This window comes from Candidatus Enterococcus myersii (assembly GCF_017316025.1).
Classification (GTDB): domain Bacteria; phylum Bacillota; class Bacilli; order Lactobacillales; family Enterococcaceae; genus Enterococcus_C; species Enterococcus_C montenegrensis.
Map to the genome: position 1 here is coordinate 103,310 of NZ_JAFLVT010000013.1, position 25,985 is coordinate 129,294.

Genomic DNA, 25,985 nt, shown 5'->3' on the forward strand with positions numbered 1-25,985 from the left:
CGAAGCACGTGAAAATACTAGTAACCGGTGGCGGAACAGGGGGACATATCTACCCAGCCTTAGCCTTTGTGAATTATGTTAAACAACAAGAACCGGCTTCTGAGTTTATGTATGTTGGTGGAAAAAAAGGATTAGAAAACAAAATTCTACCAAAAACAGATATTCCTTTTAAAACGTTAGAAATACAAGGATTTAAGCGCAAGTTGTCTTTTGATAATGTTAAAACACTGCAACTTTTTTTTAAGAGCATCAAAGAAGCAAAACAAATTTTAAAAAACTTTAAACCTGATGTTGTAATTGGAACAGGAGGCTATGTTTCTGGTGCGGTAGTTTATGCTGCTGCCAAGATGAAGATTCCCACAATTGTTCACGAACAAAACAGTATTCCAGGGATAACCAATAAATTTTTAAGTCGTTATGCGACAAAAATTGGGATTTGTTTTAAAGATGCTGCCCAGTTTTTTCCTGCAGAAAAAACGGTATTGGTAGGGAATCCTCGTGCCAGTGAAGTTAGCAATACGCAAAAATCGGATATTTTAACAACGTTTGGTCTAGCAAAAGAAAAGCCTACCGTTTTAATTTTTGGTGGTAGTCAAGGGGCATTAAAAATCAATCAAGCTGTTACAGCTGCGCTCCCGATTTTTGCTAGTCGAGATTATCAGGTTTTATACGCTTCTGGTGAACGCTACTTTAATGAAATTAAAGATGCAGCAAAGATTGATTTAAGCCAGTTGACAAATGTCAGGGTTGCCCCCTATATTGATAAAATGGCAGCAGTGATGGTTTGCTGTGACTTATTGGTGGGACGTGCTGGTGCAACATCTATTGCCGAATTTACGGCTTTAGGCTTGCCAGCAGTTTTAGTTCCAAGTCCTTACGTGACCGCAGATCATCAAACAAAAAATGCGCAAAGCTTAGTCGATGCTAAGGCAGCACTAATGATTAAAGATGATGCGCTAACAGCTGAAACATTAGTTCGTGCTGTTGACGAAATTATGCAAGATCAAGCAAAACGCCAACAGATGGCTAAAGCTTCTAAGGCTGAGGGAATTCCAGATGCTAGTGAGCGTTTATATCAATTAGTTAAAGAAATTACAGTGTAAGTTAAAGGTGGTGACGCATATCAGTAAAAAAGACCAGTCCAAGCAAAAAGGTGAGAATTCTGATGTTCATGCAGTGGATCTGACGCCCTGGCAAAAGGCCAACTTGGAGTATCGGAAAAAAAATGGTCAAGATGCGCCGTGGTCGCCAACAGTCATTGATGGGCAAGAAAAAGAAGAAGTGCAGTTACCCGAAAATGCGAGCGACTTACCAGCTGAGGGAGGATCGTTAAATCCTAATGGTTCTTTTGCCGATCGGCTGCCAAAATTGAAATATGAGCGCAATTCGGTTCTTTATCGCCGCTTAGCAATTATCATTACGCTGTTTTTGATTCCGTTGTTATTTGCTCTTTATTATGTTTCACCATTAAGTAAATTATCCGCACTTCATGTGGTGAAAAATGATGCCGTCTCAAAGGCTGCTGTGACAAAAGCGGCAGACTTTAAACTGAGTCAAGGCCTGTGGTCGCAATATTTTCAGCGTAGTAGTAATGAAGAGAAGATAAAAAAAGCACTACCACGTGTTAAAAATGTGGCAATCTCAATTGAACATTTCAACGAATTTAAACTAGCGATTACCGAATATCAAGAAGTGGCTATTTTAGAAAAAGGCGACAGTTATGCCCCTGTCATTGAAAATGGGAAAGTGTTAGCAGAGACAGTCAAAGAACCAGCTAAAAACTTACCAATTTTAGAAGATTTTAAATCGCAAAAACGAATTCTAGCTGTTTTAACGCAATATCAAAAACTTTCGCAAGAATTACGTTCTAGCGTGTCACAAATTAAATACACGCCAACTAGCGCTAATCAAGAATTGCTAAATCTATTAATGAATGATGGCAATACGGTGATTATTAATATCTCGAATTTAGCAGAACAATTGAAATACTATCCTCAAGTTGCTAAAGAATTAAAAGGCAAAGGGGTAGTGGATATGGAAGTGGGGATTTTCACTTATCCTTATCCCAAAGAAGAAAAAAAAGCTACTACAAAAACCAATGAAACAACAACCGCAAATGATACTACCAATCAAAATGAAACTAATGAAAATACAGCAGAAAATGAAAGCCAAAGTGAAACAAATAATAACAGTCAAATAGGGCAATAAAAATTTCAAATATTTTTCATAACGTATTTCTAAAAAGTCGATTTTTGTGGTATTATTGTTAGCAGTGAACAAAATATTAAACTGATAGATAAAAACGAACCTTTACTGTTCGATCTATATGGAAATTTAGTAGGAGGGAATCCCATTCATGGCAAAAACGGGAATGTATGTCGGCCTTGACATTGGAACGACTTCAGTCAAAGTTGTCGTTGCAGAGTATGTCGAAAACCAAATGAATATCATTGGTGTAGGCAACGCCAAATCTGAAGGTATTAACAGAGGGATTATTGTCGATATTGAAAAGTCGGTTCAAGCAATTCAACGGGCCGTCAAGCAAGCAGAAGAAAAAGCAGGTATCCAAATTCGCAGTGTGAGCGTTGGTGTTCCAGCAAACTTATTAGAAGTAGAAAACTGTCAAGGAATGATTGCTGTTAACAGCGAATCAAAAGAAATTACAGATGAAGATGTACGTAACGTCGCTTCAGCTGCTTTAGTACGTTCAGTTCCTCCTGAAAGACAAATCATTACGATTTTGCCGCAAGAATTTACTGTGGATGGCTTTGAAGGTATTAAAGATCCACGGGGGATGATTGGTGTACGTCTAGAAATGTTCGGCGTTGTTTTCACCGGCCCTAAAACAATTTTACACAACATTCGTAAATGTGTTGAAAAAGCAGGACTTCATTTAAATGAAATGGTGATTACACCACTTGCTTTAACAGAGTCTATTTTATCTGATGGTGAAAAAGATTTTGGTACGACCGTGATTGATATTGGTGGCGGTCAAACGACAACTTCAGTTATGCATGATAAACAATTGAAATTCACCCACGTTAACCAAGAAGGCGGGGAATATGTTACAAAAGATATTTCAACTGTTTTAAATACTTCATTTAACAACGCTGAAGCACTAAAAATCAATTATGGGGATGCTTATCCAGAGCGTACTTCTGCTAGCGAAGAGTTTCCAGTAGATGTCATTGGTAAATCTGAACCGGTTAAAATTGATGAACGCTATTTAGCAGAAATTATTGAAGCACGGATGGAACAAATCTTCAACAAGTCTAAAGAAGTACTAGACGAAATTGATGCGTTAAGTTTACCAGGAGGTGTCGTTTTAACAGGCGGCGCTGCAAGCTTACCTGGTGTGGTAGACTTAGCCCAAGAAATTTTTGGCACAAATGTGAAATTGTACGTGCCAAATCACATGGGATTACGTAACCCAGTCTTTACTAATGTGATTTCAATCGTAGACTATTCTGCTAACTTAAGTGAAGTTTATCAATTAGCTAAAACGGCTGTAACAGGGGAAAAAACACAACCTGCAACAAGCCATGAAGCACCAGTTCCTGTTACACAAGAGCAAGCCTATGATGAATATGACGGCCAAGAAGATACTTATGAAGAAACAAATGAATCTACTGGCGAAAGCGTTAAAGATAAAGTAAAAGATTTCTTTTCGAATATTTTCGACTAAACCCAAGCAGGAGGAATAAACATTATGGAATTTTCAATTGACAATACCGTAAATGACGGCGCAGTCATTAAAGTTATCGGCGTCGGCGGTGGCGGTGGCAACGCAGTCAACCGAATGATCGAAGAAAACGTTAAAGGTGTAGAGTTCATCGCAGCTAATACGGATGTGCAAGCCTTAAAAAATTCAAAAGCAGAAACAGTTATTCAATTAGGCCCTAAATATACACGTGGTCTTGGTGCTGGTTCACAACCTGAAGTTGGCCAAAAAGCCGCTGAAGAAAGTGAAGAATCAATTCGCGAAGCCTTAGATGGTGCAGACATGATCTTCATCACCGCTGGTATGGGTGGCGGTACTGGTACTGGTGCTGCTCCAATCGTAGCAAAAATCGCCAAAGAACTTGGCGCATTAACTGTAGGTGTTGTGACACGTCCTTTTACTTTTGAAGGACCAAAACGCGGCCGCTTTGCAGCTGAAGGTATCGCACAATTAAAAGAAAATGTGGATACATTATTAATTATTTCAAACAACCGTCTATTAGAAGTTGTTGATAAGAAAACGCCAATGTTAGAAGCTTTCCGTGAAGCTGATAATGTTTTACGCCAAGGTGTACAAGGCATTTCTGATTTGATTACAGCTCCGGGTTACGTGAACTTGGACTTTGCTGATGTGAAAACAGTTATGGAAAACCAAGGTACTGCTTTAATGGGGATCGGGGTTGCCTCTGGTGAAGATCGCGTAATCGAAGCGACGAAAAAAGCTATTTCTTCGCCATTGTTAGAAACTTCAATCGATGGTGCTGAACAAGTCTTATTAAATATCACAGGCGGCTTGGATATGACTTTATTTGAAGCACAAGATGCTTCTGATATTGTTGCAAATGCTGCAACTGGCGATGTAAACATTATCTTAGGTACTTCAATTAATGAAGAATTAGGTGATGAAATTCGCGTAACAGTAATTGCAACAGGAATTGATCCAACAAAAAAAGAAAATAAAGGCCGCACTTCAAGACAAAATCAAATCCACAGCATCCCACAAAAACCGGTTTTAGATATGGAACAAGCAAAACCAACACAACCTGAAGATGATAATGCTTTTGGTGATTGGGATATTCGCAAGGAGCAAACAGTGCGTCCTAAAGTTGATGATACACAATTTGAAAATATCGAAAAGAAAGAATTCGATACATTTAATCGTGACGATGTAAAATCTGGTGATGATGACGAATTAAGTACACCACCATTCTTCCGTCGCAAACGTTAATTAAAGCTTTGGAGGTAAGAGCACATGATTGCTGAGAACTTGCGGGAGGTCCGACAAGAGATACAGGAGTCATGTGCTCTTGTTGGTCGTGATGAAAAAAGTGTCCGGTTGGTTGCCGTGACGAAAACTGTCTCCAGCCAGGTAATGCGCCAGTTAATTGCGCAAAATGTTTTGGATCTAGCAGAAAACCGGACAGATGTTTTCTTAGAAAAAAAACAAGAATTAGCCGATATTAACACGATTTGCTGGCATTTTATTGGCAATTTACAGCGGAGAAAGGTAAAATTAATTATAAATAAAATAGACTATTTCCATGCTTTAGATAACTTAAGCTTGGCGGCTGAAATTCAAAAAAGAGCGGAGCATGTAGTTAAATGCTTCGTAGAAGTTAACGTTTCTGGTGAAGCGTCAAAACATGGCGTCACACCGGCAGAACTTCCTGAATTTATTGCTGCTCTTTACGCTTATGATAAAATCCAAGTCGTAGGTCTGATGACAATGGCACCATTTGGAGCTAAGGTAGAAGAACAACGCGCTATATTTGGAAAGCTACGGCAGCTGCAACAAGAAATTGAAGCAGCCAATTTAGTCTATGCTCCCTGTCATGAATTAAGTATGGGAATGAGTAATGACTTTCCAGCAGCTATTTATGAAGGGGCAACATTTATTCGTGTCGGTACGGCTTTAGTCAAAGATGCCTAAAAGGAGGAGTTATCATGTCGATCTTTAGTAAAGCGGCAGATTTTTTCGGTCTATCAGAAGATAGCTATGAAGAATATGAAGTGGCCCCTGCGGTCAATGGTTATGAAGAAGCAGTTGTTGAAGAAATTCCGGTTGAAAAATCAAATCCTGTAACAAATCATGAACCTGTCTATGAAACACCCAAATCAGATAAAAAAGTTGTTTCGTTACGGCAAAATATGAAGACACCCGTAACGCCTAAACGGCAACAGCCGGTAAATACAAGTAAAAATACGGCTGGAAAAATTACGATTTTAGAACCGCGTAATTACCATGAAGTAAAAAAGATTGCCCAACATATTTTAAATGGAGAAGCAGTCTTAGTTAATTTTCAATCAGTTGAAGAAGATCAAGCAAGACGAATCGTAGATTTTCTAACCGGAACAGTCTATGCTCAAGATGGCGACATTAAACGCGTGGGGGACGAAATTTTCTTATGTACGCCCTATGATGTTGAAATTGACGGTCAGGGAACTTTTCCAACTGAAACGGATTTATACGATTTAAATTGAGGAGGCAATTGCCATTTTTAGGTTATTGAGTTTATTTAGCGATGCCGTTTATTTATATTCGGTTTTACTAATGATTTATGCTTTACTGTCTTGGTTTCCAGGCGGTTATCAATCAGCGATTGGTCGCTTTTTGCGGAAAATTTGTGAACCATATTTAAGTTTATTCGATCGTCTTAATTTAACAATTGGGCCGATTGACTTAACGATTGCTGTTGCAATTATCGTTTTAAATTTGGCCAGCCAAGGCCTAACGACTATATTAGTCAATATTATGTATTAAGAAATGAGGGGTGGGAGTCAATGAACGTAAATGTCTATCAACATTTTCGGGCTGATGAACGCCCTTTTATTGACGCTGTAACTGATTGGATTGAACAAGTGCAAATGCAATATGCACCGTATTTAACCGACTTTTTAGATCCGCGTCAAGCGTATATCGCGCAAACGTTGATTCGTCAGGAAACAGAATTGAAATTTATGTTTTATGGCGGTTATGAACAAGCTGAAAGACGGCGTTTATTAATTTATCCGGATTATTACGAACCTTCTTTAGACGAATTTGATATTGCCGTTTATCAAGTGCACTATCCTGTTAAATTTGCCAATTTAAGTCACGGTAAATTATTAGGTACTTTAATGGGTACTGGAATTAAGCGGGAATATTTCGGTGATATTATTAGTGATGGTACAGCCTGGCAAATCTTCATTGCAAAAGAAGTTGCTAGTTTTGTTGCCTTACAACTTACTAAAGTCGGTAATGTAACAACTCGCCTAGAAGAAGTGCGTTATACAGAGATTTTAAAACCCAAAGACAGTTGGGAAGAAGAAAAAACTACGGTTTCTTCTTTACGTTTAGACACAGTAATTTCTACTGTTTTCAACATTTCCCGCCAGCGGGCCAAACAATTGGTGGAAAGCGGGAAAATCAAAGTCAACTGGACAGAAACGCTGCGACCAGATTTTATGTTAGATTTACTAGACATTATTTCAGTACGGAGCTTTGGTCGTATTCAGCTACAAGGAATTGAAGGTAAAACCAAAAAAGATAAAATACGCTTAACATTAGGTGTTTTAAGAAAATAAGTAAAGGTGGTAGAAAAAATGGCATTAACTCCATTAGACATTAATAATAAGACCTTCGCAGTAAAAATGCGGGGATATAATCAAGATGAAGTAGACGACTTCTTGGATTTAGTTGGTCGTGATTATGAAGAATTACTTCAAAAGAATCGTGAAATGGAAAAAGCTTTAAAACATGCAGAAGAAAAACTGGAATATTTCAATGAATTAAAAGACGCCTTAAACCAGTCCATCATTGTAGCCCAAGATACTGCTGATAAAGTAAAAACGAGTGCAAGCAAAGAATCTGAAGTAATTGTTACCTCAGCGCAAAATCGTGCCGATGAGTTAGTTTCAAGTGCTGAAAAACACGCCCATGAATTAACCACCGCTGCAGAACAAAAAGCCAAAGAAATTTTAAATGATGCTAGCGAAAGTGCGCGTCAACTTGCAACAGAAACCAATGATTTGAAAACCAAAACACGCGTTTTCCACCAAAACTTAACATTAATGTTGCAATCTCAATTAGAACAAGTGAAAAGTCCAGAATGGGATGAAATTTTGAAGCCATTTGCAAGCTACGTTCAAGATGGCCACGAAGCTTTCCAACAACTAATGGAAAAAGAACTTGACAAAGAAAATCCAGATGAAGTAAACTCAAACAGTGATATGACTGAAAATCAAGTCGATATCGTAGAAGCTAGTGAAAAAATCATTACACCAAGTCAAGAAATTCCTGCGGTCAACACATTAGATGATGCCAAAGAATTATTAAATAAAATTGAAGAAAAAGACCAAAAATAGAACAGAAAAGTTTTTAGCATTTCTAAAGCGAGTCGGTGACAGTGAAAGACCGATGAACCCTACTAAAAAAAAGATCCTCTATTGGTTTTAATGTTGAATGAAGTAAACATTGACGTGTGATTCACGTTAACAATCACAAAGAAGTACAGTTTTGTACAAATTTGGGTGGTACCACGACAACGTTCGTCCCTTTTTAGGGATGAGCGTTTTTTTATACACTTTTTCACAGTTGCTAACTGTAAAAATAAAGGACAGGAGCGGATATTCATGAAGATGAAAGAAACATTACATCTAGGTAAAACCGGTTTTCCAATGCGAGGCAATTTGCCAAACCGGGAAAAAGAATGGCAAAAAAATTGGGAAGAAGCTGACTTGTATGGGCAACGCCAAAAATTAAACGAAGGTAAACCTTCTTTTGTTTTACACGACGGTCCGCCATATGCCAATGGGAATATTCATATTGGTCATTCATTAAATAAAATTAGTAAAGATATTATCGTCCGCTTCAAATCAATGTCTGGTTTTCGGGCGCCATATGTTCCTGGTTGGGATACACATGGTTTACCAATCGAACAAGTTTTAACCAATAAAGGGATTAAACGTAAAGAAATGACAATGGCAGAGTACCGGGAAAAATGTCGGGAATATGCGATGTCACAAGTTGATAAACAACGTAATGACTTCAAACGACTAGGTGTTGCTGGTGATTGGGATAACCCCTATGTTACCTTAGACCCAGCTTATGAAGCAGCCGAAATTCGCGTTTTTGGTAAAATGGCAGAAAAAGGCTATATCTATAAAGGTTTAAAACCAATTTACTGGTCACCATCAAGTGAATCTTCTTTAGCTGAAGCCGAAATTGAATATAAAGATGTGAAATCACCATCAATTTATGTTGCCTTTAAAGTAGTAGATGGCAAAGATTTGCTAGATACGGACACTTCATTTGTAATTTGGACAACAACCCCTTGGACCTTACCAGCAAATCTTGGTATTTCTGTTAATCCAACCTATACTTACGTACAAATTGAAGCCGATGGAAAAAAATATGTCGTTGCCAAAGACCTATTAGATACCGTTAAAGATCAAATTGGTTGGGAAAATGTCAAAGTTTTACAGGAATTTCCAGGTACAGCAATGGAGTATATGACGGCAAAACATCCATTTTACGATCGGACCTCACTTGTAATGTGTGGAGATCATGTTACGCTAGATGCCGGAACTGGTTTAGTTCACACTGCTCCAGGACATGGTGAAGATGACTACATCGTTGGTAAAAAATACGGACTAGAAGTTTTATCACCAGTTGATAACCGTGGTATGTTTACGGATGAAGCACCTGGTTTTGAAGGGATGTTTTACGACAAAGCAAACCCAGAAGTTACCAAGTTATTAGAAGATAAAGGTGCATTATTAAAACTAGACTTCTTTACCCATAGCTATCCTCATGACTGGCGAACAAAAAAACCAGTTATTTATCGCGCAACACCACAATGGTTTGCTTCAATTGATAAATTTAGAAGCGATATTTTAACTGAAATCGAAAAAGTGGATTGGATTATTCCTTGGGGAAAAACACGTCTTTACAACATGATTCGTGACCGTGGTGATTGGGTGATTTCCCGTCAACGAGCGTGGGGTGTACCATTGCCAATTTTTTATGCGGAAAATGGGGAAGCAATCATCACACCGGAAACAATTGAACATGTTGCTGAATTATTTGCCGCTCATGGTTCAAATATCTGGTTTGAAAAAGAAGCCAAGGAATTATTACCTGCAGGCTTTACACATCCTGGTTCACCAAACGGAGAATTTACGAAAGAAAATGATATTATGGATGTTTGGTTTGACTCAGGTTCATCCCATGAAGCAGTCTTACGTCAACGTCCCGAATTAAGCTTTCCTGCGGATATGTATTTGGAAGGCTCTGACCAATACCGTGGCTGGTTTAACTCAAGTATCACTACCAGTGTTGCCATCAATGGCGTGGCACCTTATAAAGCCGTCTTATCACAAGGCTTCACGTTAGATGGCGAAGGTCGGAAGATGAGTAAATCTTTAGGCAATACCATCGCTCCTGAAAAAGTTATCAATCAAATGGGCGCAGATATTTTACGCCTGTGGGTAGCAAGTGTGGATTATGAAGCTGATGTACGGGTTTCAATGGATATTTTGAATCAAGTTTCAGAAGTTTACCGTAAAATCCGTAACACGATGCGCTTCTTGTTAGCTAATACAAATGACTTTGATCCAAAAGCTGACGCTGTGCCTTTTGAAGAATTACGCTCGGTTGATAAATATATGACAGTACGGTTAAACCAAGTTATAAAGACAATCTTAGAAGATGGCTATGAAAAATATAATTTCTTACACATCTATCGTACCGTGATGAATTTCTTAACAGTAGACTTATCTTCTTTCTATTTAGACTTTGCTAAAGATGTCGTTTATATTGAAGCTGAAAATGACCATGCGCGTCGCGCGATGCAGACAGTCTTTTATCAAGCAGTCGTTGCTTTGACAAAACTTTTGACACCAATCATCCCGCACACAGCTGAAGAGATCTGGTCTTACTTACCAGAAGAAGAAGATTACGTTCAATTAGCAGAAATGCCCGGCTATAAAGAATTTGCCAACCAAGATGAATTACTTGATCTGTGGAGTGCCTTTTTAGACTTTAGAGATAATGTATTAAAAGCTTTAGAGCAAGCCCGAAATGAAAAATTAATCGGTAAACCACTAGAAGCAAAAGTAACGATTTATCCCAATGAACAAGTTGCTGCCCTTTTAACTGCAGTCGATAGCAATTTGGCGCAATTACTAATTGTCGCAGAAGATTACTTTAAAGTTGAACAAGTTGGTAGCCTTGTTCCAGAAAATGCTATGAAATTTGAAGACGTTGCGATTTTAGTTGAAAAAGCAGATGGTCATGTCTGTGATCGTTGCCGTCAAGTTAGAAAAGAAGTCGGCAGTGATAGTGCCTTACCAACCTTATGTCACCACTGTACACAAATCGTCAAAGAAAATTACCCTAATGAAGTAGCTGAAGGAATCGAATAAAAATTTAAAGTCGCCAATCCCGGCTTTTCATGTTATAAATAAGGACCTGGAATGTCTTACATTTCAAGTCCTTATTTCGTTTCTGTTTTTTTAAGCAAATGTTATATTTTACGAACGTTTCTAAAAAAAAACGATGAAAATTTTTGAAAGTAATTGCAGTGTCGTGAAAAACAATGTAAACTAGTAAAAATTAGAATTTTCAGAAAATAAAAAAAGTAGGTGCTTGCGTGGAAAAAATTGCAGAAAAAAACTTGATGTATGACCCCAAGTTTGAAAAAGATGCGTGTGGGATGGGCTTTATCGCACAAAAAGATGGCAAGCCCTCTCACCAATTAGTTGAACATGCCTTAACGATGTTAGAGCGAATGAATCACCGTGGTGGGACTGGTGCTGAACCAGACACTGGTGATGGCGCAGGCATTTTAATGGCTTTACCAGATCGTTTCTTTCAAAAAAAAGCCCAAGAAGCTGGAGTAACATTGCCTAAAAAAGGCGAGTACGCAGTAGCAATGTTATTTTTACCTAAGGATAAAATACAAAAAGAACAAATGACTAATGTTTTAATACAGGACATTTTACAAGCGGGGTATGATGTTTTGTGGGCGCGGGATGTACCCTTTAACTTTTATGAATGTGGCCCTGGCGCTCAAGCTGTTATGCCGAATTTTTTACAATTATTTATTGAAAAACCGATGGATGTGAAAAGCGGCCGCGCTTTTGAAGACCAACTATTTCGTTTGCGCCGGAAAATTGAAAAATCATACAATCCAGATGAGCTGGTCATTTGTAGTTTGTCTGCCAAAACAATTGTTTATAAAGGGATGTTACATGCTTACCAAGTAGGCCTTTTTTACCCAGATTTAAAAGATGCGTCAATGGAGACGAGCATTGCCTTGACTCATTCTCGTTTTTCTACCAACACATTTCCAAGTTGGGACCGCGCACAGCCTTTTCGTTTTTTGGCCCACAATGGGGAAATCAACACACTTCGAGGTGCGGAAAATTGGATGCATAGCCATAAAATTGAAGTCTACAACAAAGACAATTCAGATTCGGCAAAACTAGAGAACTGTTTAGAATATTTGTATCGTAACGGCCGCGATATTCCCCATGCATTAATGATGATGGTACCAGAAGCCTGGTCAAAAGAAGCCAATTTAACCAAGGAACTACAAGCCTTTAATGAATACAATGCGAGCTTTATGGCGCCTTGGGATGGACCGGCTGCATTATGTTTTACCGATGGTGAAATTGTTGGGGCAGCTTTAGATCGAAATGGATTACGGCCTTCTCGTTACTCCATTACAAAAGATGGGTTAATTGTGGTTGCTTCAGAATCCGGGGTAGTCGATTTAGCCCCAGAAGATGTACTTGAAAAAGGTGTTTTAGGACCGGCTAATCTGTTTTTAGTCGATACAAAACAAGGAAAAATTTATCGTAACGAAGAAATTCGTCAAAAATATGCTACGGCTAAGCCTTATGAAACATGGTTAAAAGAAAAGCGAATCAATTTAAACGAAATAAAAACACCAAAGAAAAAAAGCAACCCCTTGTCAGAAAAAGAAATCCGACAATTGTGGCAACTCAATGGGTATACTGATGAAATTTTACGTACCGTCATTGTACCAATGGCTGAAAATGGAGAAGAACCTGTTATTTCGATGGGATTTGACTCACCGCTAGCAGTTTTAAGTGAAAAACCACAATCTTTATTCACATACTTCAAACAACAATTTGCCCAAGTGACCAATCCGCCCATTGATGCTATTCGTGAAAAAATGGTAATTGGGACAGAACTTTTCCTCGGTAGAGATAGCGATATTCGCAAAGATCAGGCTGAAAATTGTAGTAAAGTAAAAATTGACAGTCCAATTTTAAGTACAGCAGACTTTGAAAAGTTATTAACAGTCGATCAAGATCAACAAAAAACTGTGGTTCAATCTATTTTGTATCCAGTAAATGAAGATGATCCCAACAGTTTGCAGCAAGCTTTAGAACATGTCTTTAAAGAAGCGGAAACAAAAATCGATAATGGCGGAACAATTATCGTTTTAAGTGATCGCAACCGCCAAAAAGGGGAAATGGCAATCCCAATTTTATTAGCAGTTTCTGGGTTGCATAACTATTTGGTTTCTCGTGGAAAAGGATCACTGGCTTCAATTGTGGCTGATACTGCTGAGGTTTGTGAAGTACATCACTGTGGCATGTTAGTCGGTTATGGTGCTAGTGGTGTACATCCTTATTTAGCCTATGCTTCTTTACTAGCTTATAATTTAAGTGATAAAGTGGAAAATTTTCGTAAGGCTTGTGAAAAAGGTCTCATTAAAGTGATGTCGCGGATGGGTATTTCCACTGTCGCAGGCTATCACGGGGCACAGTTATTTGAAGCAGTAGGAATTTCCAGTACAGTAGTAGAACAATATTTTACTGGTACGGCTAGCCGGATTGGCGGTTTAAATTTGGCCCAAATTGAAGCAGAATATTATGCTTGTTATCAACAAGCTTTTGGTGCTAATGCCAATGATTATTTAACTTCTGGTGGTAGTTATCAGTACAAAGCTGATGGCGAACATCACTTGTTTAATCCCAAAACGATTTATAATTTCCAAAAAGCAGTTCGTAGTGGACGTTATGAACTCTATCAAGAATACGCCAAAGCTATGAATGAAGAAGCATTAGCAACACCTGCGACTTTGCGTTCGATGTGGGAGTTTAAAAATGTCCGACCGTCAGTAGACTTGGCTGAAGTGGAACCAGCTGCTGATATCGTAAAGCGATTTAAAGTTGGTGCTATGTCCTATGGTTCTTTAAGTGAAGAAGCCCATAAATGTTTAGCAGAAGCTATGAACGCTATTGGTGCGAAATCTAATAGCGGTGAAGGTGGCGAACATCGCGATCGTTTCAAACCACTGCCAGATGGACGAAACTTTAATAGTAAAATTAAACAAGTCGCCTCTGGCCGTTTTGGTGTGAACGCCGAATACTTAATGAGCGCTGAAGAATTACAGATTAAAGTGGCACAAGGGGCTAAACCCGGCGAAGGCGGACAATTGCCAGGCAATAAAGTTTTTCCTTGGGTTGCAGAAATTCGCGGTTCTACTCCAGGGGTTAGGCTCATTTCACCACCACCGCACCACGATATTTATTCCATTGAAGATTTGGCGCAATTAATTTATGACTTAAAAGCGATTAATCCTTACGCCAAAATCAATGTTAAGCTGGTCTCTTCGACTGGTGTGGGTACTATTGCAACCGGAGTGGTAAAGGCTGGAGCAGATGTTGTGGTAATCTCTGGCTATGATGGCGGAACCGGCGCATCTCCTAGAAACTCAGTGCGAGATGCTGGTCTGCCTTGGGAAATGGGTTTAACTGAAGCCCATCAAACATTGGCGCTAAATCAGTTGCGCCAACGGGTTATTTTAGAAACTGATGGCAAACTTATGACAGGAAAAGACATTGCCGTTGCCGCCTTATTAGGAGCAGAAGAATACAGTTTTGCTTCTTTAGCATTAGTGGCAGTTGGCTGTGTCATGATGCGGGTATGTAGTTTAAATACCTGTCCTGTCGGTGTCGCCACCCAAAATCCTGCCCTCCGACAATTCTTTGCGGGCAAACCTGAACACGTGATAAATGCAATGATGTTCTTAGCCGAAGATTTACGGGAGATTATGGCGCAATTAGGTTTTAAAACGATTGATGAAATGATAGGTCACACCGAAGTGATTAAACCGCGTTATGTAGCAAAAGGTAAAGCAAAATCCCTTGATTTTTCTAAAATGTTAGCTACAACTGCCGGTATTGAACGAAAAGTAAGTGATCCTTTCTTGGAAAAACGGCAATGGCCATTGCTAGATGATTATGCTAAAGCGGCAATTGAAGCCAAACAAACCGTAACAGTAAAAGAAAATATCAACAATGTGAAACGCTCTGTGGGCGCACGCATGGGAGGCTGGATTGCTGAACGTTTTGGCAATTACGCCTTAACGCCAGGTTTATTGAAATACGAGTACGAAGGAATTGCGGGTCAAAGTTTTGGTGCCTTTACAACCCAAGGGATGGAGTTAAAATTAATCGGAGAAGCTAACGACTACGTAGCAAAAGGATTAAGTGGTGGACGCTTGATTATTGTTCCTCCCCAAAAAGCAGCATATGATACAAAAAATTCACCAATTGTTGGAAACGTTGCGTGTTTTGGCGCTAATAAAGGAGAAGCTTACTTCCGTGGTTTAGCGGGCGAACGTTTTTGTGTCCGCAATAGCGGTGCCAAAGTAGTGGTTGAAGGTGTAGGTGATAATGGCTGTGAGTATATGACTGGTGGTATTGCAGTTATTCTAGGAAAAACTGGTCGTAACTTTGCTGCGGGTATGTCAGGTGGCTTAGCTTACATTTACGATCCAGATAAGAGTTTTCCTGCTTGCTGCAATATGGAAATGGTAGAGCTGTATCCAATTGACGAACAAGACCATATCTTAAAAGAATTGATTGAAAATCATTTTGAATATACTGCTTCACCAAAAGCAGCCGAAATTTTAGCAAATTGGGAAACAGCAAAAACAGATTTCATTAAAGTTTATCCAAAGGAATTTCACGCTGTCAACGATGCCTTAAAAGAATTTCAAGCACAAGGACTGGCAGGCGATAAATTGCTACATGCCGCTTTTGAAAAAGTAATCGGCACAAAAAAAGAAGTAACAATTTCAGTTGCAGGAAAGGAGCGTGGCTAATTTGGCAGATCCATTTGGTTTTTTAAAATATCAACGTCAAGATAATCCTTTTCGCCCCGTATCAGAGCGAACTGCCGACTGGTATGAACTGCAAGAACCGCTTGCTGAGAAACAAAGAACAGAGCAAGCAGCCCGCTGTATGAATTGCGGTATTCCTTTTTGTCATTCGGGAACATTTTACGGTACACAAAAAGTTGCCTCTGGTTGTCCCAATGATAACTTAATTCCAGAGTGGAATGATCTCCTTTACCAAGGGCGATTTAAGGCAGCTTTTGAACGTCTTGCCAAAACTAATCCACTACCGGAAATGACCGGTCGCGTTTGTCCAGCTCCATGTGAAAAAGGGTGCACAGAATCATTAAATGGTGATGGTGTAACGATTCATGATAATGAACGTTTTATTATTGATAAAGCCTTTGAAGAAGGCTGGGTAAAAGAAAGTGGTCTCTTTGTTACACGTACAAAATTTAAGGTTGCCATTGTTGGCAGTGGTCCGGCTGGGTTAGCGGCGGCTTGGCGTTTAAACCAATTGGGACATAATGTAACGATTTATGAACGTAGTGATCGTTTTGGTGGTTTATTGATGTATGGCATTCCGAATATGAAATTAGACAAAGATATCGTTATGCGCCGCATTAATCTGATGCAAGAGCTAGGAGTTAAATTTATTGCAAATACCGAGATTGGGGTAGATATTACCGCTGCTGATTTAGAAAAAAAATACGATCGCGTGATTTTAGCGACAGGAGCCAGTGTGCCGCGAGACTTAAATGTAACTGGACGACATTTTCAAGGAATTCAATTTGCAGTAGATTATTTAACCGAAGCGACAAAGGATGTTTTAAAGCATGGCAAAGATGCGACCAGCAAAAAATTAGCTGGAAAACATGTGGTGGTTATTGGTGGTGGTGATACTGGAAATGATTGTATTGGTGCAGCCATTCGACAAGGAGCCGCTTCTGTCAAACAATTAGAAATTACACCGGCATTGCCAACACAACGTGCAAGCGATAACCCGTGGCCAGAATACCCATTAACTGGAAAAATCGGCTACGGTCAAGAAGAAGCCCTGCAAACTTTTGGGGAAACGATTACGACTTATAGCACTTCGACTACAGGTTTTATTGGCGCTGAAAGAGGACAAGTGATTGGGGTTGAAACAGTTGCTGTTGATCAAAACTTCCAGCCAATTCCTGAAACCAATCAAGTAGTTCGAGCAGATTTGGTTTTACTTGCGATGGGCTTTTTAGGGGCAGAAAAAAGTTTATTGGAACAGTTTTCAGTTGCTGAAGTTTACGATGATTATACGACCAATAACGAACGTGTTTTAGTAGCCGGGGATGCAAAACGTGGGCCAAGTTTAGTTATTTGGGCGATTTTTGAAGGCCGTAAAACAGCGGAAAAAGTTGATGAAGCTTTGCGCGCATTAGTTTACCAGTAAATAAAATAGAAAACTCCAGTACAAAGGTTCAACATGACCTTTGTACTGGAGTGTTTTTTTGTGTTAAAACGATAAAGATTTGAATTTTAGTCTAATAAATTCCGTTCTTTATACCATTCATCTGGTTGCCAGATCCATGTAAAACCGTCTTTTGCCAGTAAATCAAAAGCAGCTTGTGGACCCATTGTACCAGCAGCATAATTAGGAAAATCAGGTTTTTGTTTATCCCAAGCAGCGCGAATGCGGTCCACGATGCGCCAAGATTGTGCTACTTCATCCCAATGGGTAAAATTGGTACTATCGCCATTCAAAGCGTCAAAGATCAAACGTTCGTAAGCTTCTGGTGAGTTTTCTACCATTTCAGCAGTATTGCGGTAATCCAATTTTACGGGTTTTGTAGAATAACCTTGACCGATTTCTTTTCCATTCAACGTCATACTAAAACCTTCTGTTGGTTGAATATAAATTGTCAAAACATTTGGCGGTAATTCGCTTTGGGTATTAACTTCAGTCGTGCTAGAACGAAAGACATTAATTGGTACTTGTTTAAAGACGATATTAATCCGTGTGCCTTTTTCCGTTAGGCGTTTACCCGTACGGACATAAAAAGGTACTCCAGACCAACGGAAGTTATCAATTAAAAATTTGCCTGCAACAAAAGTTTCGGTAGTAGAATCTTTTGCGACATTTGGCTCATGACGATAATCGATAAATTCTTTATCCCCAAGTTTACCCGTTGTGTATTGTCCTCTGATGAAATTTGTATAAACTTCTTCTTCTGAATAAAGGCGTACGGCATTTAAGGCCTTTATTTTTTCGCTGCGGATTGCTTCTTCTGTGAAAGCTACCGGTGGCTCCATCGCAAGTAAAGATAAAACTTGCAGGATGTGGTTTTGTACCATATCTTTTAATGCCCCGCTTTGATCGTAGTAGCCGCCGCGATCTTCAACACCTAAATTTTCTGCTAAACTAATTTGAACATTGTCAATGTAGCGTTGATTCCACATAGATTCAAACAAATTGTTGGCAAAACGAATAGCTGAGATATTTTGTACCATTTCTTTACCTAAATAGTGATCAATTCGATAAATATCTTTTTCGGCAAAAACTTCATTAATTTCATTATTCAAATCATTGGCAGAAGTAAAGTCAGAACCAAATGGTTTTTCGATGATAACGCGATGGTAGCCATCGGTAGCTAACATACCACTTGTCTTTAATTGGGTAACGATAGTCCCAAAAAAGCGGGGAGACATAGCCAGATAGTATAAGCGATTGCCGCCAAGTTGATATTTTTCATTTAAAGTATCTGTCAATTCTTTTAAAACCGAATAGTGACTAGTATCAGAAACATCGTGAGACTGATAATAAAAATGACTAGCAAATTTGTCTGCTTCTTCTTTTGTTGGTTCTAAAGAAGCAATAGACTCTTTAACGACTTCATGATAATGTGCATCACTCCAAGGTCTGCGGGCAGTGCCAATTACTGCAAAGCATTCGCTTAATTCTCCTTTTTTATATAAGCGGAATAAAGATGGGTAAAGCTTTCGTTTGGCAAGGTCTCCGGTAGCACCGAAGATGGTAAACAATACATTAGTATTTTCAGTCATGTGATCTCTCCTTACAATTTATCGACAAAAATCGTGTTGGCAGCTTTATAACTGACCGCCATATTTTTTTCTTTATTGGCAATTGTGATTGGACCTTCATAAGGCGCAATAGCAGTAATGGTGTATTCTTCGTGGATGGCTAAGTCAATACTAACGAGATAATCCAGCAACTCTCGCTCGTCTAATACTCGAGCGATTTTAATTTTTGTCCCGACTGGAAAATCTGCTAATGTTTGCCGTTTTTTCTCTGTAACCAAGGCGTTTTCAGCCGGAATTTGTCCTCCGTGGGGGCAATATGGCGGATGGTTTAAATAATCTTCTAAACGTTTGGCTAATTTGCTAGATGTAACGTGCTCTAAAACTTCGGCATCATCATGGACCTCATTCCAAGAGTAGTGGAGGTGTTCCACGAGAAAAACTTCCCATAAGCGATGTTTACGGACTAAATCACTCGCACTTTTTTTACCAGTTTCAGTCAATTGCACACCTTGGTAGGCAGTATGTTCGACTAAACCTTCTTTTACCAGCTTAGATAGCATTTCGCTAACAGAAGCAGGTGAAACACTTAGTCCGGCGACAATCTGCTTATTGCTGATTTTTTCTTCGTCGCCACCAAGTTCTAAAATTAATTTTAAATAATCTTCACGATTAGGTGTCACAGGAGTCAATCCTTTCTGGTGAATGTCTCATTCACAATGGCTCGCTAACTGTTAGTCAGTAGGCTATCACTATAAATTTTACCAAAAAACGGCTTGATTTACTATGTTTTCAGCTTGAAGTTAGTACAGATAGACAAATGTTTCGTATGATTTTTTTTAAAGCTAAAATTGAGTAAATAAAAAGACCTTTTTCGGCCTTTTTATTTACTCAATTTGGTTAAAGTCTTTTTTAATGACGGTTCATCGCGATTGCTGGATAATTTTGTCAGTGTCAGTTCTTAGTTATTAAACTAAAATTACAAAATTTAAGCCCAGTCACCATTGCGGAAAATAGGAACTTTGCTGCCATCTTTTTTTATCCCGTCGATATTCATTTTATCAGAGCCCACCATAAAGTCTACGTGAGTTTGACTACGATTTAAACCATGAGCTGCTAATTCCTCTTCGCTCATTTCAGTTCCGCCCTGTAAACTAAAGGCATAAGCTGAGCCCAAGGCTAGGTGGTTGGAGGCATTTTCATCAAAAAGTGTATTGAAGAAAATAATACCCGATTGTGAAATCGGCGATGGATCCGGCACTAATGCAACTTCCCCTAAACTTTTAGCCCCTTCATCGGTAGCTAGTAATTTAGCTAAAACTTCTTGACCTTCTTCGGCGGAAAAATCAACGACTTTCCCATCTTTAAAGGTGAATTTCATCCCAGAAATAATTGAACCAGCGTAACTTAATGGTTTCGTACTGGAGATTACACCGTCAATCCGGCGGAAATCTGGGGCAGTGAAAACTTCCTCAGTCGGCATGTTGGCCATAAATTCTTCTCCACGAGCGTTAAAGCTACCTGCACCTTCCCAAAGGTGATTTTCTGGCAGACCGATAATTAGATCCGTACCAGGGGCTGTATAATGCAGGGCAGAAAATTGCTCTTTGTTTAGTTCTTCTGCTTTATTGCGTAATGTTTCATCGTGTTTTTTCCAAGCAGCAATGGGATCTTTTGTATCAATTCGCGTTGTTTTAAAGATTTCATCCCACAATTTTGCTTGCGCTTTTTCAGCTTCAAGTTCAGGAAAGACTTTTTGCGCCCATTCTTTTCCAGCGGCTGCGACAACTGTCCAACTAACTTTATTGGCTTGTGTTGCTTTTCGTAGGCCCATCATTGCTTTGCCACTAGCAGCTTGATAAGTTGCTACGCGATTGGCGTCGACACCAGCTAATGCCCCTGGATCAGAAGAAACAACACTAATGCGGCTTGCTCCTTTTTTTAGCCAGTCTTCTGTTTGCTCGACTTTATAAGCAGGAATATTTTCTAAACGTTCTTCATCAGCATGAAGTAAGAATTCCCGTTGAATTTGATCATCTGTCCACTGGACTAAAACTTCTGCTGCACCTAACGCGTAAGCTTTTTGCGTGATTAGGCGAGCTAAAGGCGCTTGGTCGACACTAATTTGTAAAACGACGGTATGGCCTTTTGAAACATTCACGCCCACTGCCACAATTAGCTCAGCGTATTTTGCTAAATTGGTATTAAAATCTGTCATAAAAAAAACCTCCAAATTCTTTTAAGAAGTGACAAAATATAGCTCTAATTGTCAATTTTCAAACTATTTAAATAATATCATTTTACAAAATTAAAGACAATGAAAGGGCTTGTTTTCCGTTTTATCGTCTTTTTTAAAAAATATTTTTTTATAAAGCAAAAATAGTTGTCGTTTTCTTTTTTGCAAAGACAAAAAAACATGGTACAATATTAATATAACAAAAAAACGATAAGACTAAAGGAAAAGGGAGTTAAAAAATAATGGCAAGAAAGAAAACAATCACCCGTGATCAGATTTTGAATGCGGCCTATGATGTCGTTGCTACTGATGGTTTTTCCCGTTTCACTGCCCGAAATATTGCGGCAAAAATGAAGTGTTCAACACAGCCAATTTATTTGGAATTTAAAAACATGGAAGATCTTAAAATGGCGTTGATCAAAAAACTACACGATTATTTAGCAACTGAGATTTTTCCAGTAGAACACACTGGGGAAAATATTGTTGATTTAGCTTTGAATTATATTGGTTTTGCGACAGAACATAAGCGCTTGTATCGGGCGATGTATTTAGAAGAGTACGGTGGTGGAAAAGAGATGCAGGAATTTTCTTTCCAATATTTTTCTAATGCGGTAAAAGCTGATTTGGCCTTTAAAGATTTGGCAGATAGTGAAATTGAATCGTTGCATACTGGTTGTTGGATTGTCGCAACTGGAATTGCGGCCTTGAAATCATCCGGAATTATTAACCCAACAGAAGAGCAAATTATTGCCTTAATGCGGGACACAATCAAACAAATTGTGGAAAGAAAAGAGCCACTAGAAATTAATTATTAATTAGAGCGTAAAAATAAAAAAACCAAAAGATTAGCTCCTCATGCAAGTTGTGTTCTTTGTAACCTAGTATTTGGTTAGAACACGAGCAAATCTTTTGGTTCTTTTTTGACGAAATCAAGCAAATATCATCTTGGTGTGCAGCTTTAAAAAATAGTTCGTCAAAGTATGCGAAATTTTCAAAAATACAAGAAACAATTTCAAAAAATCCTATGCTAATTTTTTGAGAACTGAGGGCAGTTTGTAGGCTTTTCTAATAATAGAGCTAGTTATCCCAAAGCTGTGACGAGTTTTTTAGCGAAGTCTTCTAAATTGTCGATATCTTCTGCTTCAACATTTAGGTCCACTTTAATTGAGTCAGCGCCTTTTGTTGCACCGCTTTTTTCAAAAGCTTGCTCAAAATCATCAACTGACTTGGCAAAGTCGTCATAAAAAGTATCCCCAGAACCGCAGACACCATAAATTTTTCCAGCTAAGTCCAATTCTTGCAGTTCTTCGTAGAAATCAACAATCTCATCAGGAAGTTCGCCATCGCCATAAGTATAAGTTGCGACAACACAAATATCTGCTTCTTCAAACTCGGTTGCGTCAACTTGTGTACACTCATCAACTGTAACATCAATATTTAAATTTTCTAATGCTTCTGCCACAACATCGGCAATCTCTTCGGTATTGCCGGTTAAACTGGCGTAGACAATTTTTGCTAAGGCCATTTCAGCCACTCCTTTAAGTAAAAATTAAACTATCGTTTCTCATGATTTTCCTGAAGTTCGTAACGATTATAACAAAAGTAAGGTACCTTGCCTACTATTGTGTTATTTGAATATTTGGCGAAAACCGGTGCCTGTGGTAGAATAATAAAGGTTTAAAGATAAAAAAATCTTTTTTTATCATCTTTTATTTGTACGATTAGTTTAAAAGGAATCTTTATTTAAAAGGAGACGACAGTATGATTACATTAAAATCTGCTAGAGAAATTGAAGCAATGCGAGAATCTGGTGCGTTGTTGGCAGATGTTCACAAACATTTACGTGATTTTATTAAACCAGGTATCACAAGTTGGGATATTGAGGTTTTTGTTCGTGATTTTATTGAAAGCCATGGTGGCGTAGCCGCGCAAATTGGTTTTGAAGGCTACAAATACGCAACTTGTGTCAGCATTAACTCAGAAATTTGTCATGGTTTTCCTCGTAAGAAGCCTTTACACACAGGAGATTTAGTTAAGGTAGATATGTGCGTGGACTTAAAAGGCGCAATGTCAGACTCTTGTTGGGCTTATGTGGTTGGCAGTGCAACGCCAGAAGTTGAAAAATTAATGGCTGTTACGAAAAAGGCTTTGTATTTAGGCATTGACCAAGCACAAGTAGGAAATCGGATTGGCGATATCGGCCATGCTATTCAAACCTATGTAGAAAAAGAAGGCTTCGGTGTTGTGCGAGACTTTATCGGTCATGGCATTGGGCCAACCATTCATGAAGCACCAGCTGTTCCTCATTTTGGTGAAGCCGGTAAAGGGTTGCGCTTAAAAGAAGGAATGGTGATTACCATTGAACCAATGGTAAATACTGGTACTTGGAAAATGAAAATGGACCCGAATGGCTGGACGGCTTATACATTAGACGGTGGTTTGAGTTGTCAGTATGAACATACAATTGCCATCACAAAAGCAGGACCACAAATTTTGACTTCCCAAGGCGAAGAAGGTACGTATTAATTTGAGTAACGGAGTAGGCAAGTGCCTTTTGGTGCTTGCTTATTCTGAAATTTAATTTAAGAAAATAATTAACAATCTCGATAAGCGATAGGTTTGTCGTGATTGTTAATTACTTTCTTACTATCAAGTGTTTCATTTACCTAGTTAGCGACATTTCTTTTGCAAAAAAATTAAAGGAGTGCCAGATGAAGTTTGTTGAAAAAATAAAGAACAACGAAAAATTAATGCGGTTTTTCACCATTGTAAAAAATCGGTTTAGTGATGCTCAAATCGGAAATAACGCAGTCATTGTTGCGTATTATTTACTATTGTCACTTTTTCCCCTCTTAATTGCGGTGGGAAATTTATTACCTTTTCTAAAAATTGATCCAAATTCTATCTTGCCTTATGTTAAAGATATTATTCCCCAAGAGGTTTATACTTTTATTGGTCCAGCAATCAAAAGCCTTTTGACCCAAGGTTCTGGTGGTGTCTTGTCGATTTCAGCACTAGCTGCCTTATGGTCAGCTAGTAAAAGTATTAATGGTCTGCAAACGGCTATGAACAGTGCCTATGGCGTGAATGATCGTAAAAATTTTATTGCTGTACGAATTGTCTCTGTAATTGTAATTGTCTTACTTTTAGTCGCCATGGTTGGTGTAACAGTCGTATTAGGTCTTGGTCGCATGTTGTTAGATGGCTTACAACCAATACTTGGTTTTTCAGGCCAGATTATCGACACCTTCCAGCGCTTCAAGTGGCCCCTAACAATTGTTGCTTTACTAGCGATTATGATGATTATTTATTGGATTGTACCAAACGCTAAAGTCAAGTTAATGACCACTTGGCCAGGAGCTGTGGTGGCGACGATTGGCTGGATGGTCTTGGGACAAGCATTTGGTTTGTATGCGCAATTTTTCGCTGCCAAAGTCAGCGGTTATCAAATTATTGGTAGCTTTATCGTCTTAATGTTGTGGTTGAATATGGCTGCAACGATAATTATTTTAGGTGGTATTACCAATGCAATTATTGCAGAGTATATTACCGGACAAGAAGTTCAAGATCGGAAAGGACCATTAACCAAGCTTAGCAAAAAAATTGAAGCTAAAATTGGCAAAGATGATTCCAAGAACTCTTCTAAGTAAAGAAAGCGAGAAAACACGATGACCTTTACCTTTCGTTTTATTATAAGGCTCTTTTTAACAATGATTATCTCTTTGGTTTTGACACCTATTATTAAACTTTTGGCTTTTAAAATTGGGGCAGTGGATAAACCTGGGGCTAGAAGAATTAACACCAAAACGATGCCAACAGCTGGTGGCTTGAGTATTTTTATTTCATTTTCGATTGCGGTGCTTTGGGAATTTAATGATACGTTACCGATTGGAAAAGTTTGGCCAATGATTTTAGGTGCATTAATTATTGTTATTACCGGCTTAATTGATGATGTTTTTGAATTAACTCCACTGCAAAAAACACTAGGGATAACGTTAGCCGCTTTGGAGGCTTACTTCATTGGGGGCATTGAAATTAATACCTTTAGTTTGCCGTTTTTTGGTCGCTTTGAATTAGGATGGTTGAGTTTACCGGTAACATTATTGTGGATTTTAGCAATAACCAATGCTGTCAATCTTATTGATGGTTTGGATGGTTTAGCGGCTGGGATTTCCATTATTGGATTAACGACAATCGGGTTGATTAGTTACTTTTTCTTACCGCGTACGGGTGTTTTTTTGGCAATTATTATCTTTAGCCTAGTAGCTGCTATCCTTGGTTTTTTTCCGTATAATTTTCATCCAGCGACAATTTATCTAGGCGATACAGGAGCACTTTTTTTAGGTTATATGATTGCGATTTTATCTTTGCAAGGATTGAAAAATGCCACATTTATCACGATTTTAACACCAATGTTTATTTTGGGCGTGCCAATTACAGACACTGTTTACGCGATGATTCGCCGTAAGTTTAATAAACAACCTATTTCTTCGGCTGATAAAATGCATTTACATCATCGCCTGCTTTCTTTAGGTTTTACCCATCGCGGGGCAGTGCTGACAATTTATGCGTTAGCCTTAGTTTTTTCTTTTATTGCTTTATTAATGAATTATGCGAGTACCTGGGCGACGGTTTTGCTAATTCTCTTTACTGCTATTGGTTTAGAATTATTTATTGAATTAATTGGTTTGGTGGGAGAAAATCGACAACCGTTAATGTGTGCTTTGAAATTTTTAGGCAATCGCCGTTTTCGGCAAGATGTTTTAAACAAACATCCAGAAGATAAAGAGGATAAATAATAAGGAGTTTTGCTTAGTTGCGAAACTTCTTTTTTTACGCTTGACATATGAATTTGCATTCATTTATAATACGTA

The 25,985-nt window shown here is 38.6% G+C and carries 20 protein-coding genes and 1 other annotated feature; of the genes, 16 read left to right on the top strand and 4 right to left on the bottom strand.

Annotated features, from left to right (window positions below; all coding sequences use genetic code 11):
* The first annotated feature begins 8 nt into the window (after nucleotides 1-8).
* The 12 genes from murG to JZO76_RS09835 all read left to right on the top strand — a co-directional run bounded on the left by murG (nucleotide 9) and on the right by JZO76_RS09835 (nucleotide 17,289).
* Nucleotides 9-1,103 (top strand): undecaprenyldiphospho-muramoylpentapeptide beta-N-acetylglucosaminyltransferase, encoded by a 1,095-nt coding sequence (murG, locus tag JZO76_RS09780; protein WP_206903884.1) that lies wholly within the window; start codon nucleotides 9-11, stop codon nucleotides 1,101-1,103.
* 10 nt (nucleotides 1,104-1,113) lie between these two features.
* Nucleotides 1,114-2,208, top strand: a complete 1,095-nt coding sequence (locus JZO76_RS09785; protein WP_347401461.1) for a cell division protein FtsQ/DivIB — start codon at nucleotides 1,114-1,116, stop codon at nucleotides 2,206-2,208.
* 148 nt (nucleotides 2,209-2,356) lie between these two features.
* Nucleotides 2,357-3,685, top strand: a complete 1,329-nt coding sequence (gene ftsA / locus JZO76_RS09790; protein ID WP_206903886.1) for a cell division protein FtsA — start codon at nucleotides 2,357-2,359, stop codon at nucleotides 3,683-3,685.
* A 24-nt stretch (nucleotides 3,686-3,709) separates the two neighbouring features.
* Nucleotides 3,710-4,948 carry a cell division protein FtsZ gene (gene ftsZ / locus JZO76_RS09795; RefSeq protein WP_206903887.1) on the top strand — a complete coding sequence of 413 codons (1,239 nt, stop codon included), beginning with the start codon at nucleotides 3,710-3,712 and terminating at the stop codon, nucleotides 4,946-4,948.
* A gap of 24 nt (nucleotides 4,949-4,972) precedes the next feature.
* The gene (locus JZO76_RS09800) at nucleotides 4,973-5,650 is read left to right on the top strand and encodes a YggS family pyridoxal phosphate-dependent enzyme (RefSeq protein ID WP_206903888.1); all 678 of its coding nucleotides are present in this window, start codon (nucleotides 4,973-4,975) and stop codon (nucleotides 5,648-5,650) included.
* A gap of 14 nt (nucleotides 5,651-5,664) precedes the next feature.
* Nucleotides 5,665-6,201 (top strand): cell division protein SepF, encoded by a 537-nt coding sequence (locus tag JZO76_RS09805; RefSeq protein WP_206903889.1) that lies wholly within the window; start codon nucleotides 5,665-5,667, stop codon nucleotides 6,199-6,201.
* A gap of 70 nt (nucleotides 6,202-6,271) precedes the next feature.
* Complete coding sequence (locus tag JZO76_RS09810) at nucleotides 6,272-6,481, top strand: YggT family protein (protein ID WP_051113726.1); 210 nt, start codon at nucleotides 6,272-6,274, stop codon at nucleotides 6,479-6,481.
* Nucleotides 6,482-6,501: 20 nt separating this feature from the next.
* The gene (locus JZO76_RS09815) at nucleotides 6,502-7,284 is read left to right on the top strand and encodes an RNA-binding protein (protein ID WP_206903891.1); all 783 of its coding nucleotides are present in this window, start codon (nucleotides 6,502-6,504) and stop codon (nucleotides 7,282-7,284) included.
* An 18-nt stretch (nucleotides 7,285-7,302) separates the two neighbouring features.
* Complete coding sequence (locus tag JZO76_RS09820; RefSeq protein WP_206903892.1) at nucleotides 7,303-8,064, top strand: DivIVA domain-containing protein; 762 nt, start codon at nucleotides 7,303-7,305, stop codon at nucleotides 8,062-8,064.
* Nucleotides 8,048-8,258 (top strand) — a binding site (T-box leader). (Overlaps the previous gene by 17 nt.)
* Before the next feature lie 73 nt (nucleotides 8,259-8,331).
* On the top strand, nucleotides 8,332-11,124 hold the full coding sequence (gene ileS, locus JZO76_RS09825) for an isoleucine--tRNA ligase (protein ID WP_206903893.1): 2,793 nt from the start codon (nucleotides 8,332-8,334) through the stop codon (nucleotides 11,122-11,124).
* A gap of 254 nt (nucleotides 11,125-11,378) precedes the next feature.
* Entirely contained in the window at nucleotides 11,379-15,848 is a 4,470-nt protein-coding gene (gltB, locus tag JZO76_RS09830) for a glutamate synthase large subunit (protein WP_206903915.1), read from the top strand.
* 1 nt (nucleotide 15,849) lies between these two features.
* Complete coding sequence (locus JZO76_RS09835; RefSeq protein ID WP_206903894.1) at nucleotides 15,850-17,289, top strand: glutamate synthase subunit beta; 1,440 nt, start codon at nucleotides 15,850-15,852, stop codon at nucleotides 17,287-17,289.
* An 86-nt stretch (nucleotides 17,290-17,375) separates the two neighbouring features.
* Here JZO76_RS09835 and zwf read toward each other — a convergent pair whose 3' ends face one another.
* From zwf to JZO76_RS09850, 3 genes are all read right to left on the bottom strand, one after another.
* Nucleotides 17,376-18,899, bottom strand: coding sequence for a glucose-6-phosphate dehydrogenase (zwf, locus tag JZO76_RS09840; protein ID WP_206903895.1), 1,524 nt, complete (start codon nucleotides 18,897-18,899; stop codon nucleotides 17,376-17,378).
* A gap of 11 nt (nucleotides 18,900-18,910) precedes the next feature.
* Nucleotides 18,911-19,558, bottom strand: a complete 648-nt coding sequence (locus tag JZO76_RS09845) for a metal-dependent transcriptional regulator (protein WP_206903896.1) — start codon at nucleotides 19,556-19,558, stop codon at nucleotides 18,911-18,913.
* 305 nt (nucleotides 19,559-19,863) lie between these two features.
* Nucleotides 19,864-21,093: an aminopeptidase gene (locus tag JZO76_RS09850; protein WP_206903897.1), complete on the bottom strand. Its 1,230-nt coding sequence runs from the start codon at nucleotides 21,091-21,093 to the stop codon at nucleotides 19,864-19,866.
* 260 nt (nucleotides 21,094-21,353) lie between these two features.
* On the opposite strand from JZO76_RS09850, the gene JZO76_RS09855 reads away from it, so the two are divergent.
* Nucleotides 21,354-21,926, top strand: a complete 573-nt coding sequence (locus tag JZO76_RS09855) for a TetR/AcrR family transcriptional regulator (RefSeq protein WP_206903898.1) — start codon at nucleotides 21,354-21,356, stop codon at nucleotides 21,924-21,926.
* Between the two features lie 266 nt (nucleotides 21,927-22,192).
* Here the strand turns inward: JZO76_RS09855 and JZO76_RS09860 are convergent, their stop codons facing one another.
* The gene (locus tag JZO76_RS09860; protein ID WP_206903899.1) at nucleotides 22,193-22,636 is read right to left on the bottom strand and encodes a flavodoxin; all 444 of its coding nucleotides are present in this window, start codon (nucleotides 22,634-22,636) and stop codon (nucleotides 22,193-22,195) included.
* A gap of 236 nt (nucleotides 22,637-22,872) precedes the next feature.
* On the opposite strand from JZO76_RS09860, the gene map reads away from it, so the two are divergent.
* From map to JZO76_RS09875, 3 genes are all read left to right on the top strand, one after another.
* Nucleotides 22,873-23,637, top strand: coding sequence for a type I methionyl aminopeptidase (map, locus tag JZO76_RS09865; protein WP_206903900.1), 765 nt, complete (start codon nucleotides 22,873-22,875; stop codon nucleotides 23,635-23,637).
* 185 nt (nucleotides 23,638-23,822) lie between these two features.
* Nucleotides 23,823-24,761: a YihY/virulence factor BrkB family protein gene (locus JZO76_RS09870; RefSeq protein WP_206903901.1), complete on the top strand. Its 939-nt coding sequence runs from the start codon at nucleotides 23,823-23,825 to the stop codon at nucleotides 24,759-24,761.
* 18 nt (nucleotides 24,762-24,779) lie between these two features.
* Entirely contained in the window at nucleotides 24,780-25,910 is a 1,131-nt protein-coding gene (locus JZO76_RS09875; protein WP_206903902.1) for a glycosyltransferase family 4 protein, read from the top strand.
* The last annotated feature ends 75 nt before the right edge of the window (nucleotides 25,911-25,985 follow it).

Bases quoted from the DNA above. Each gene is read 5' to 3' on its own strand.
- JZO76_RS09810 (WP_051113726.1), top strand. From the start codon at position 6,272: ATGATTTATGCTTTACTGTCTTGGTTTCCAGGCGGTTATCAATCAGCG.
- JZO76_RS09800 (WP_206903888.1), top strand. From the start codon at position 4,973: ATGATTGCTGAGAACTTGCGGGAGGTCCGACAAGAGATACAGGAGTCA.
- gltB (WP_206903915.1), top strand. From the start codon at position 11,379: ATGTATGACCCCAAGTTTGAAAAAGATGCGTGTGGGATGGGCTTTATC.
- JZO76_RS09815 (WP_206903891.1), top strand. From the start codon at position 6,502: ATGAACGTAAATGTCTATCAACATTTTCGGGCTGATGAACGCCCTTTT.
- map (WP_206903900.1), top strand. From the start codon at position 22,873: ATGATTACATTAAAATCTGCTAGAGAAATTGAAGCAATGCGAGAATCT.
- ileS (WP_206903893.1), top strand. From the start codon at position 8,332: ATGAAGATGAAAGAAACATTACATCTAGGTAAAACCGGTTTTCCAATG.
- JZO76_RS09805 (WP_206903889.1), top strand. From the start codon at position 5,665: ATGTCGATCTTTAGTAAAGCGGCAGATTTTTTCGGTCTATCAGAAGAT.
- JZO76_RS09860 (WP_206903899.1), bottom strand. From the start codon at position 22,636: ATGGCCTTAGCAAAAATTGTCTACGCCAGTTTAACCGGCAATACCGAA.
- zwf (WP_206903895.1), bottom strand. From the start codon at position 18,899: ATGACTGAAAATACTAATGTATTGTTTACCATCTTCGGTGCTACCGGA.
- JZO76_RS09875 (WP_206903902.1), top strand. From the start codon at position 24,780: ATGACCTTTACCTTTCGTTTTATTATAAGGCTCTTTTTAACAATGATT.
- JZO76_RS09855 (WP_206903898.1), top strand. From the start codon at position 21,354: ATGGCAAGAAAGAAAACAATCACCCGTGATCAGATTTTGAATGCGGCC.
- JZO76_RS09820 (WP_206903892.1), top strand. From the start codon at position 7,303: ATGGCATTAACTCCATTAGACATTAATAATAAGACCTTCGCAGTAAAA.
- ftsA (WP_206903886.1), top strand. From the start codon at position 2,357: ATGGCAAAAACGGGAATGTATGTCGGCCTTGACATTGGAACGACTTCA.
- JZO76_RS09850 (WP_206903897.1), bottom strand. From the start codon at position 21,093: ATGACAGATTTTAATACCAATTTAGCAAAATACGCTGAGCTAATTGTG.
- ftsZ (WP_206903887.1), top strand. From the start codon at position 3,710: ATGGAATTTTCAATTGACAATACCGTAAATGACGGCGCAGTCATTAAA.
- JZO76_RS09870 (WP_206903901.1), top strand. From the start codon at position 23,823: ATGAAGTTTGTTGAAAAAATAAAGAACAACGAAAAATTAATGCGGTTT.